General features: G+C 65.1%; 12 protein-coding genes. 10 read left to right on the top strand and 2 right to left on the bottom strand.

All coding sequences use genetic code 11. The annotated features are described in order from the left end of the window. Both B3H64_RS00470 and B3H64_RS00465 read right to left on the bottom strand, forming a co-directional pair. Window positions 1–662 (bottom strand): response regulator (locus B3H64_RS00470; RefSeq protein ID WP_286732066.1); only part of this gene is annotated, 662 nt, incomplete at its 3' end. Between the two features lie 19 nt (window positions 663–681). Further along, window positions 682–1,218 carry an NUDIX domain-containing protein gene (locus B3H64_RS00465; RefSeq protein ID WP_278894256.1) on the bottom strand — a complete coding sequence of 179 codons (537 nt, stop codon included), beginning with the start codon at window positions 1,216–1,218 and terminating at the stop codon, window positions 682–684. Between the two features lie 180 nt (window positions 1,219–1,398). Here B3H64_RS00465 and B3H64_RS00460 point away from each other — a divergent pair, with 180 nt between their 5' ends. From B3H64_RS00460 to B3H64_RS00415, 10 genes are all read left to right on the top strand, one after another. Continuing rightward, on the top strand, window positions 1,399–1,896 hold the full coding sequence (locus B3H64_RS00460; protein ID WP_050617142.1) for an adaptor protein MecA: 498 nt from the start codon (window positions 1,399–1,401) through the stop codon (window positions 1,894–1,896). Between the two features lie 316 nt (window positions 1,897–2,212). Beyond that, window positions 2,213–3,508: a UDP-N-acetylglucosamine 1-carboxyvinyltransferase gene (locus tag B3H64_RS00455; protein WP_050617143.1), complete on the top strand. Its 1,296-nt coding sequence runs from the start codon at window positions 2,213–2,215 to the stop codon at window positions 3,506–3,508. Window positions 3,509–3,593: 85 nt separating this feature from the next. Then, window positions 3,594–4,382, top strand: coding sequence for an MBL fold metallo-hydrolase (locus B3H64_RS00450; protein WP_050617589.1), 789 nt, complete (start codon window positions 3,594–3,596; stop codon window positions 4,380–4,382). Window positions 4,383–4,392: 10 nt separating this feature from the next. Then, the gene (gene rlmH / locus B3H64_RS00445; protein ID WP_238074152.1) at window positions 4,393–4,875 is read left to right on the top strand and encodes a 23S rRNA (pseudouridine(1915)-N(3))-methyltransferase RlmH; all 483 of its coding nucleotides are present in this window, start codon (window positions 4,393–4,395) and stop codon (window positions 4,873–4,875) included. 9 nt (window positions 4,876–4,884) lie between these two features. Next, on the top strand, window positions 4,885–5,073 hold the full coding sequence (locus B3H64_RS00440) for a hypothetical protein (protein ID WP_050617145.1): 189 nt from the start codon (window positions 4,885–4,887) through the stop codon (window positions 5,071–5,073). A gap of 1 nt (window position 5,074) precedes the next feature. Beyond that, the gene (locus B3H64_RS00435) at window positions 5,075–5,470 is read left to right on the top strand and encodes a hypothetical protein (protein WP_286732065.1); all 396 of its coding nucleotides are present in this window, start codon (window positions 5,075–5,077) and stop codon (window positions 5,468–5,470) included. 44 nt (window positions 5,471–5,514) lie between these two features. Continuing rightward, the gene (locus B3H64_RS00430; protein WP_286732064.1) at window positions 5,515–7,242 is read left to right on the top strand and encodes a phospho-sugar mutase; all 1,728 of its coding nucleotides are present in this window, start codon (window positions 5,515–5,517) and stop codon (window positions 7,240–7,242) included. A gap of 288 nt (window positions 7,243–7,530) precedes the next feature. Continuing rightward, window positions 7,531–8,547 (top strand): 3-deoxy-7-phosphoheptulonate synthase, encoded by a 1,017-nt coding sequence (aroF, locus tag B3H64_RS00425; protein ID WP_286732063.1) that lies wholly within the window; start codon window positions 7,531–7,533, stop codon window positions 8,545–8,547. Window position 8,548: 1 nt separating this feature from the next. Beyond that, window positions 8,549–9,391, top strand: a complete 843-nt coding sequence (locus tag B3H64_RS00420; protein WP_050617149.1) for a prephenate dehydrogenase — start codon at window positions 8,549–8,551, stop codon at window positions 9,389–9,391. A gap of 87 nt (window positions 9,392–9,478) precedes the next feature. After that, window positions 9,479–10,588 carry an AI-2E family transporter gene (locus B3H64_RS00415; protein WP_286732062.1) on the top strand — a complete coding sequence of 370 codons (1,110 nt, stop codon included), beginning with the start codon at window positions 9,479–9,481 and terminating at the stop codon, window positions 10,586–10,588. The last annotated feature ends 2 nt before the right edge of the window (window positions 10,589–10,590 follow it).

The raw sequence follows: 10,590 nt of genomic DNA, 5'->3' as shown, positions 1-10,590 counted from the left end.
TGCGGGCTGGCGGGGTCGTCCTCCACCTTTTCCCGCAGGCGGCGGATGGCCACGTCCACGGCCCGCACGTCGCCCACATAGCCCTCGTAATTCCACACGTTCTCCATCAGGGCCTCCCGGGAGAACACCTTCCCCGGGTTGGAGGCCAGGAATTTCAGCAGCTCGTACTCCCGCTGGGTCAGCTCCAGGGGCGCTCCGTCTTTGTAGGCCATGAGCAGTTCCGTATCAATGGCGATACGCCCCTGCTCCAGGCGGCTGGCCGCAGAGGGCCGGATCTGGGCCGGGTCCGTGAGCATCCCCACCCGGCGGATATTGGCCTTCACCCGGGCCAGCAGCTCCCGCATGGAAAAGGGCTTGGTGATATAGTCGTCGGCCCCCAGCTCCAGGCCCAGAACCTTGTCGGTCTCTTCCTCCCGGGCGGTGAGCATGATGATCGGGGTGGCCCGGCCGTGCTCCCGGACGGACCGGCACACATCAAAGCCGTTCATCTTAGGCAGCATCAGATCCAGCAGGATCAGGTCCGGGTCCTGCTCCAGCGCCAGTTGGAGCCCCGCCTCCCCGTCATAGGCCTCCAGCGTGGCATATCCCTCCCGCCCCAGATTAAAGCTGAGGATATCCACAATGTTCTTTTCATCCTCGACAATCAAGATCGTCTTTGCCATGACCGCTCCCTTCTTCCCGTTACAGATCCAGCAGAACCTTGGCCTTGAGGACGGCGGCCACCGTCTTGGCGTCCTGGATGGTCCCGTCCATGACCTCCTTCACCAGTTCCCCCAAGGGCACCCGGTCCCGCTCCAGGAACTCGTCCTCGTCTGGATGACACTCGCCCGGCTTCAGCCCTCGGGCCAGGTACATATGGAGCACCTCATCGGTAAAGCCCGGTGAGGAGAGCAGCGCCCCCATATAGGTCAGCGTGGCCGGGGTATAGCCCGTCTCCTCCTCCAGCTCCCGCAGCGCGCACACCCGGTGGTCCTCCCCCCGCTCCAGCTTGCCGGCGGGCAGCTCGGTGATGACCCGGCCGAAGGGGTAGCGGAACTGCCGCACCACCGTCACGGTACCGTCGTCGTGGAGAGGCAGGATGGCCACCCCGCCGGGATGGGACACCACTTCCCGGGTGGCCGGCCGGCCGTTGGGCAGCTCGATCCGGTCCAACCGCACGTCCACGATGACGCCCTTGAATTTTTCCTCGCTGAATACCGTCTTTTCATATAGCTCCATACTGCCAGCTCCTATTCACATCAGTGATTTTAGTATACCACAGTTGGGTCAGCCTGCCAATACCCGGCCGTGCCGGGTACTTTTCACCGTTTTCCCCAATCATTACAGCTATCCATGTCCCGGCGCACCCCTTATAATGGGGACAGTATCCGCCCCGCGGAGCGCAAGGAGGAACCTCACATGACCATCCAGCCCATCGGCGCCGCCAGCGTTGCGCTGTACCTCACCCCCGCCGACCTGAAAGAGCACGGCCTCACCCCCGAAAGCCTGACCCGGGAGCTGGCCCTCACCCTGACCCGGGACGCCTTTCTCCGTGCCGGCCTGCCGGCGGAGGGGCCCCTGGAGATCGAAGCCTATCCCGACGCCTGCGGGGTGCTGGTCTTTGCCCGCCGGAGCGAGCCGCCTCGGATCTGGCTTGCCTTTCCCGACCTGGAGGGGCTGCTGGCCGCCGCCCGCGCCCTCTGGGCCGTCTGCCCCGAGGAGGCCGCCCTGTTCTTCTGGGAGGGGCGCTACTGGCTGTCCCTCCCCGCCGGGGAGGAGCAGACCGCCTGCCGCCTGTCCGAGTTCGGCGCGGAGGCGGAGCAGGCTCCCTTCCTGGACGCCCGGCTGACCGAGCACGCCCGCCTCATCCTCCCCCGTCAGGCCCTGGCCACCCTCCACCGCTATTTTCCCGATTAAAATGCCCGTTTTGGTTTGATCCTCCCCCTTTTGGGGCATCGTTATTGTGCAAGTTTTGTCAAAAAATTTCGCTGTAACATTTGCGTAAAATTTCTTTTGATTTTGCATACTAGTGATGCTATAATATCATTGGATGATAGGGCCGACCGGCGGCGTTTTTCTGGGGCTCTCATCCATGATATGACGATTGGAACGGCTGGGCGGCACGCCCCAGCCGCAGTATACAGGGATCGGGGCCGGATCTGGATCGTCCGGCCCCCGATAGCGCGGGCGGTCTCACCGCCGCCCGGGCGGGAGGATAAAAGAGGGTGCGGACTTGACAAAATATGTGATTCGCGGCGGGAAACCGCTGCATGGTGCGATCGACATCAGCGGCGCCAAAAATGCCGCCGTGGCCATTATCCCGGCAGCTCTGCTGGTAAACGGCACCTGCCGGATCGAGAACATTCCCCAGATCAGCGATGTGACCTCGATTTTGAAAATCTTACAGGAGCTGGGCGCCGACGTCCGCACGGTGGACCGTACCACCGTGGATATCGACTGCACCCGCATCCACAATGAACAGGTGCGGCTGGACATGGCCCGGAAAATCCGGGCCTCCTACTACCTGATCGGGGCCCTGCTGGGCCGCTTCGGCGCGGCGGAGGTCCCGCTGCCCGGCGGCTGCCATCTGGGCGACCGGCCCATCGACCAGCACATCAAGGGCTTTGTGGCCATGGGGGCCGACGTGGAGGTCAAGGGGGGCTATGTCCACGCCTCCTCCGGCGGCCGGCGGCTGACCGGCGCCCAGATCTATCTGGACGTGGTGTCGGTGGGCGCCACCATGAACATCATGCTGGCCGCCACCCTGGCCGAGGGGCTCACCATCATCGAAAACGCCGCCAAGGAGCCCCACATCGTGGATCTGGCCAACTTCCTCAACTCCATGGGAGCCGACATCATGGGAGCCGGTACCGACGTCATCAAGGTCCGGGGCGTCCCCGGCCTGCGGGGGGGCTCCTACTCCATCATCCCCGACCAGATCGAGGCCGGCACCTATATGGCCGCCGTGGCCGCCGCCGGCGGCGAGGTCCGCATCAAAAACGTCATTCCCAAGCACCTGGACTGCATTACCGCCAAGCTGGTGGAGATGGGCGTGGAGGTGGAGGAGGAGGACGACGCGGTGCTGGTGCGCCGGACCGGGCCCCTCTACCGCGCCAACATCAAGACCCTGCCCTACCCCGGCTTCCCCACCGACATGCAGCCCCAGATCTCCGTGGTGCTCTGCCTGGCCCAGGGGACCAGCGTGGTCACCGAGGGCGTGTGGGACAACCGCTACCGCTATGTGGACGAGATCCGCCGCATGGGGGCCCAGATCCAGGTGGACGGCAAGGTGGCCGTCATCGAGGGTGTGGACAAGCTCACCGGCGCGCCCATGCAGGCCTGCGACCTGCGGGCCGGCGCGGCCATGGTCATCGCTGGACTGGCCGCTCAGGGCGTCACCGAGATCGACCACGTCTACTATATTGAGCGGGGCTATGAGGACATCGTCCGCAAGCTCTCCGGCGTGGGGGCCGACATCCGCGTGGTCATCACCCCCGACGCGGACAAGGCCCAGGCCGACGTGGGCTGAGTCCCACCGCATCACGACGATTTTAGGGCGGCGGCAGGTTGCCGCCGCCCTTCCTGTTTGATTTCGATACATAGGAGCGATGATCTTGCTGACACTCACCACCCTGGCCAGCGGCTCCTCCGGCAACTGCCTGCTGCTCTCCGCCGGAGAGACCCACCTGCTCGTGGACGCGGGCATCTCCTGCCGGCGTATCTGCCGGTCCCTCCGGGACCTGGGGGTGGACCCCTCCGCCCTGTCGGGGGTGCTGGTCACCCACGAGCATACCGACCACATCGCCGGTCTGGCCACCCTGACCAAGCAGTTCCGGCTGCCGGTCTACGCCAGCCCCGGCACCGGACGGCATCTGTGCTACCGCATCGCCGCCCTGGAGGATGTGCTCCACACCTGCGCCCCCGGCGGGGCCTTCACCGTGGGCGGTCTGGCGGTGGAGACCTTCCCCACCCTCCACGACGCGGCGGAACCCATGGGCTACGCCGTCTCGGACGGCAGCCGGAAGGCCGCCGTGGTCACCGACCTGGGGGTGGTCACCGAAGCGGTCCTCGCCGGCGTGGCCGGAGCGGATCTTCTGGTGGTGGAATCCAACCACGACGTGGACTGGGTCAAGTCCGGCCCCTACCCCTACTCCCTCAAGCGGCGCATCCTGGGTGACCACGGCCACCTGTCCAACGAGGCGGGGGCCGCCCTGGCCTGCACAGCCGTCCGGGCCGGCGCCCGCACCGTCATTCTGGCCCACCTGTCCGCCGAAAACAACACCCCCGCCCGCGCCCGGAACGCAGTGGCCCTAGCCCTCTCCGCCATGGGGGCAGACCCCGACCGGGACCTGCGGCTGAGCGTGGCCCCCCGGGCCGAGCCCGGGCTGTGCTGCACCGCATAGGAGGTCCGCCATGCTGAATATCACCCTTCTGTGCGTGGGAAAGCTGAAGGAGCCGTTTTATACCCAGGCCGCGGCAGAATACGCCAAGCGGCTGTCGGCCTACTGCAAGCTGTCCCTTGTGGAGCTCCCCGAGGAGCGGCTGCCCAAGGACCCATCCCAGGCCCAGATCGACGCCGCCCTGGCCCGGGAGGCCGACGCCATCCGGGCCAAGCTGCCCCCCCGGTGCGGCCTCGTCGCTCTGTGCGTGGAGGGGAGGATGCGCTCCAGCGAGGAGCTGGCCGGGCTGTTCACCGACTGGATGAACCGGGGCGAGAGCCACCTGGTGTTTCTCATTGGCGGCTCCTTCGGCCTCCATCCCTCCATCAAGGCGGAGGCCGGGCTGCGTCTGTCCATGTCCCCCATGACCTTCCCCCACCACCTGGCCCGGGTCATGCTGCTGGAGCAGGTCTACCGGGCCTTCAAGATCAACGAGGGCTCCAATTATCATAAATGAGGTGACGCTATGGACCGCAAAAATCTGTTTGTCCTGCTGATGCGCATCAGCGCGGCGGCCGGGGCCCTGCTGGGCCTGCTGACCGCCCTGTTCGACGTCAGCATCACCCCCGCCCTGCTGAGTCTGGCCGCCATGCTCCTGTTCCGCTTCCTGGCCATCCGCGCGCTGCGGCGGGAAGCCCGAGAGGCCGGTGAGTGAGATGGGCTACTGTGAACGCTGTGAGAGGGAATGCGACGGCCTGACCTGTCCCGTCTGCGGCGGTGCGCTGCTCCAGGAGGTGGACCCGGAGGCCATGCCCCCCGAGGAGGGCGGCTGGTCCTTCTCCATCCACCATCCGGACGAGGTCCCTTGGCCCCTAGGGCCCGACGGGGAACCGGAGGAGGCCGTCCGCCTGTCCAATCTGGCGGATTTCCCTTCGGTGCAGACCGTGGTGCAGGCCCGGTTCCAGGCGGCCGGCATCCCGGTGCTCACCCGCTACCCCGAGGGAGGCGGCCTGGGCAAGGTCTATCTGGGCTTTTCCGGGTATGGAGTAGACCTCTACGTCCCCAAAAGCCGGGAATCCGAGGCCCGGGCCCTGTTGCTGCACGACGAATAGCGGCGATTTCCGCCGCAGAATCATTCATATAAGGAGGAGATGTCATGTCCTACAAGGAGACTTACCTGAATTGGCTGAACAGCCCCGCCCTCAGCCAGGCCGAGAAGGCTGAGCTCCAGGCCATCGCCGGAGATGAAAAGGAGATCGAAAGCCGCTTTTTTGCCCCTCTGGAGTTCGGCACCGCCGGGCTGCGGGGCACCATGTGCGTGGGCCTGCACCAGATGAACGTCCACGTCATCCGCCACGCCACCCAGGCCTTTGCCGAGGTCATCCTGGCCGAGGGACCGGAGAGCGCCCGGAAGGGCGTGGCCATCTGCTTCGACTGCCGCCACCACTCCGACGAGTTTGCCCGGGAGGCCGCCCGCGTCATGGCGGGCAACGGCATCCCCGTTCGCATCTTCGAATCCCTGCGCCCCACCCCGGAGCTCTCCTTCGCCATCCGGGAATACGGCTGCATCGCCGGCATCAATGTCACCGCCAGCCACAATCCCAAGGAGTACAACGGCTATAAGGTCTACTGGGAGGACGGGGCCCAGCTTCCCCCCCGCCACGCCGACGCCATCGCCAAAAAGATGGCCGAGCTCGACCTGTTCGCCAGCCCGAAGCTGGCCGACTTTGAGCAGGCCATGGCCGAGGGCCGCATCACCCGGATGGGCGCCGAGACCGACGAGGCCTTTCTGGCCCACGTCATGGGGCAGGTCAACGACCAGAGCGCCGTGGAGCGGGTGGCCGACACCTTCAAGATGGTATACACTCCCTTCCACGGCACCGGCTACCGCCTCATCCCCGAGGTGCTGCGCCGCCTGGGCATGAAGCACGTGCTCTGCGTGCCCGAGCAGATGGTCATCGACGGGGACTTCCCCACTGTGGCCTCCCCCAACCCGGAGAATCCCGAGGGCTTCCATCTGGCGGTGGCGCTGGCCGACCGGGAGGGGGCCGATTTCATCCTGGGCTCCGACCCCGACGCCGACCGGGTGGGCCTGATGGTCCGCAACCGGGAGGGCCGGTTCGTCCCTCTGTCCGGCAACCAGACCGGCGTGCTGCTGCTGGACTACCTCATCACCGCCAAGAAGCGGGCGGGCACCCTGCCCGCCAACGCCGCCGCCCTCAAGACCATCGTCACCACCGAGATGGCCCGGAAGGTGGCCGAGGTGAACGGCGTCCAGATGTTCGACACCTTCACCGGCTTCAAGTTTATGGCCGAAAAGAAAAATGCCCTGGAACAAAGCGGCGAAGGCAAGGTTCTCTTCTCCTATGAGGAGTCCTACGGCTATATGATGGGCGACTACGTCCGGGACAAGGACGCCGTCACCGCCGCCCTGGTATGCACCGAGATGGCGGCCTGGTACTATGGCCAGGGCATGACTCTGTACGACGCCATGATGGGCCTCTATGAAAAGTACGGCTGGTACGGGGAAAAGACCCTCAATCTGGTGATGCCCGGCCTGGACGGTCTGAAAAAGATGGCCACGCTGATGCAGGATCTGCGCACCCGTCCCCTCACCGAGATCGCCGGGACGGCGGTGGTCCTCCGGAAGGACTACAGCGACGGCACCCAGACCGACGTGGCCGCCGGTACCGTGAAGGAGATGGAGCTCAAGGGCTCCAACGTGCTCAAGTACAAGCTCGCCGACGGCACCGACCTGGTGGTCCGCCCCTCCGGCACCGAGCCCAAGGTCAAGGTCTATATCCTGGCCCAGGGCGCAAGCAAGGCAGTCTGCGACGCGACGGTGGCCAAGTACGCCGCCTGGGCGGAGACCCTGAAGCGCTGACCTGGCCCGCTCCCCCGGCGAAGCTTTTCGCCGGGGGACATTTTCTTGAAAAAACCTCTTGACTTTAACAGCAAAAAGTGCTAAAGTCGTGAGCCAGAAGGAAGTGTTCTCATGCGTTCGTTCTCCGGTCATGTGTATTACGGCTCCTATTACCGTTACGATTTTTTCGGTAACGGCAATTTCTGTTGCCCATGACCGGACGTCCACGATAGGAGCATTCGTATCCTGCCGCGGCGGCCCAGTGGGCCGCCGCGGTTTCATTTTATCTGAGAAAGGATCTGTCACATTATGGTCGTCATTATGAAACGGGATTTTACCGCCGAACAGCTTCAGGAGGCCGTCCAGACCATGGAGGCCGGCGGGGTCCAGGTGATGGTGTCCAAGGGCGCCGAGACCACCATCCTGGGCGCCGAGGGCAACGCCGCCGGCATCGATCAGGAGAAGATCGCCCTGCTCCCCGGCGTGGAGCGGGTCATGCGGGTTACCGAGCCCTACAAGAAAGCCAACCGTAAGTACCACCCCGACGACACGGTCATCGACCTGGGCAACGGCGCCGCCATCGGCGGCGAAAAGCTGGCCGTCATCGCCGGGCCCTGCTCGGTAGAGTCCGAGGCCCAGATCGTGGAGGTGGCCGAGGCCGTGCAGAAGAGCGGAGCCGCCGCCCTGCGGGGCGGCGCCTTCAAGCCCCGCACCTCCCCCTACTCTTTTCAGGGCATGGGCAACGACGGCATCCGTCTGCTCCAGGAGGCCAAGGCCGTCACCGGCCTGCCCATCGTCACCGAGATCATGTCCACCGACAACATCGAGATGTTTGAGATGTGTGTGGACGTGATCCAGGTGGGGGCCCGGAACATGCAGAACTTCGACCTGCTCAAGCAGCTCGGCCACACCACCAAGCCCATCCTCCTCAAGCGGGGCCTGTCCTCCACCATTGAGGAGTGGCTCATGTCCGCCGAATACATCATGGCTGGCGGCAACCATCAGGTCATCCTGTGTGAGCGCGGCATCCGCACGTTTGAGACCTTTACCCGCAACACCCTGGACCTGTCCGCCGTGCTGGCGGTGAAGAAGCTGTCCCACCTGCCGGTGGTGGTGGACCCCTCCCACGCCTGCGGCCAGGCGTGGATGGTGGAGCGTATGAGCCTGGCGGCCGTGGCGGCCGGGGCCGACGGCCTTATCATCGAGGTCCACAACGACCCCAAAAACGCCCTGTGCGACGGGGCCCAGTCCATCACCCCCGCGGATTTCGGCGGCCTGATGAGCAAGCTGGCTGCGGTGGCGGCCTGCGTGGGCCGGAGCCTGTGAGATGAAAAGACAGATCGCCATCATCGGGCTGGGCCTCATCGGCGGGTCCATGGCCATGGCCCTGAGGGGCTTTGAGGACTATGAGCTGGTGGGGGTGGACCAGGACCCGGACACCTTGGCCTTCGCCGCCGCCCATGGGGTGGCTGACCGGCTGACCGACGACGCCCCGGCCGTGCTGTCCCAGGCCGACGTCGTCTACCTGTGTCTCCACCCCCGGGGCATCGTCCGCTTCCTGGAGGCCAACCGGGACCGCTTCAAGCCCGGGGCCCTGGTCACCGACGTGTGCGGCATCAAGACCGCCATCGTAGAGGGCGCGGCGGTACTGCCGGAGGCTGTGGACTTCATCGGCGGCCACCCCATGGCAGGCAGGGAGACCTCCGGCATCTTCCACGCCGACGGCGCTCTGTTCCGGGGGGCCCACTACATCATCACCCCCGGGCCCCGGAGCTGCCCATCCCATGTGGCCCTGCTGGAGCGCATCGCCAGGCACATCGGCTGCCGGGACGTGGTGAACACCACCACCCAAAAGCACGACGCCATCATCGCCTACACCAGTCAGGTCATGCACATCATGGCCGTGGCGGTATGCGACGACCCGGACCTGTTCGACTGTAAGGGCTTCGAGGGCGGCTCCTTCCGGGACTGCACCCGGGTGGCCGCCCTGGACGTCCCCCTCTGGACCGAGCTCTTTTCCATGAACGCCCCCGCCCTGTGCACCGTCATCCGCACCCTGGAGGACAACCTGCGCGCCTACCGGGAGGTCATCGAAAGCGGCGACACCCAGGCTCTGGCCGCCAAGCTGGCCTGGTCAGCCGACCGCAAACGGCACATGAATCTGGAATAAATCAGAGATTCTTAATCTTCCCTTCATTGACTTGGACCGGCGGGAGATGATATAGTGGTCTTACATCATTGAAATGGGAGTATCTGGATGGATAAAAAGCTTTTTCGAAGCCTTCTGCTGCTCATTACCTTCACCGTGCTGCTCATCCTGGTCATCGTCAAATTTGACGTGCTGTGGGGTGCTGTGGCCAGCGTGCTCACGGTGTGCCGCCCCCTGTTCATCGGCCTGGCCATCGCCTTTGTGCTCACCAAGCCCTGCGCCTTTTTCCGCTGCCACCTGGACCGTCTGCTGGCGGGGACCGCTCTGAAAAAGGCCGTTATCCCGCTGGCGGTGACTCTGTCCTACCTGCTGCTCTTCGGCGTGGTGGCAGCCGTCTTTTCCTTTGTGCTGCCCCAGCTTGTGGGCAGCATCGGGCGCTTTGCCTCCAATCTGGAGGGCTATGTGGGGCAGGCCCAGGTCTGGATCAACGACCTCACGGCCTGGCTCCACCTGGAGGAGCTGGACCTGTCCCGGCTGGACCAGGTGCTCCGGGACCTGTTTAACAGCGCCCTCGCCGCCCTGTCCAACGCCGTGCCGCAGCTCGTCAGTCTCACCAGCAATCTGGTGTCCATCGTGGTCACCGGCGTGCTGGCCCTAGTCTTTTCTATCTACATGCTCTCGGGGAAGGACCGCCTGTTGGCCCAGTGCCGCCGGGTGCTGCGGGCCTATACGCCGCCCAAGGTCTGCCGGATTGTGCTGGAGGTCACCGCCCTGACGGCGGGCACCTTCAGCAAATTCGTCACCGGCCAGATCACCGAGGCCTGTATCCTGGGCGGACTCACCTTCGCGGGCATGGTCCTCCTGCGGCTGGACTACCCCCTTCTGATCGCCGTGCTCATCGGCGTGTCCGCCCTGGTGCCCATTGTGGGCGCTTATGTGGGGGCCTTCACCTCCGCCCTGCTGCTGGCCATGATTGATCCCATGAAGGCCGTCATCTTTCTCCTTTTCCTGGTCTGTCTCCAGCAGTTCGAGGGCAACGTCATCTATCCCCGGGTGGTGGGCACCTCCCTGGGCCTGCCCGGGATCTGGGTGCTGGCCGCCGTCACCATCGGCGGCGGGCTGTTCTCCTTCCTGGGAATGCTCCTCAGCGTCCCGGTGGCCTCCATCCTCTACACCCTGCTGCGGCAGGACGTGCACAGACGGCTGGACGGCATGTGACC

Source organism: Intestinimonas sp. UBA1698, assembly GCF_002320075.1.
Taxonomy (GTDB): domain Bacteria; phylum Bacillota; class Clostridia; order Oscillospirales; family Oscillospiraceae; genus Intestinimonas; species Intestinimonas massiliensis.
The sequence above is the reverse complement of the archived record's forward strand: the minus strand, read 5'-3'. Positions and strand labels throughout refer to the sequence as shown.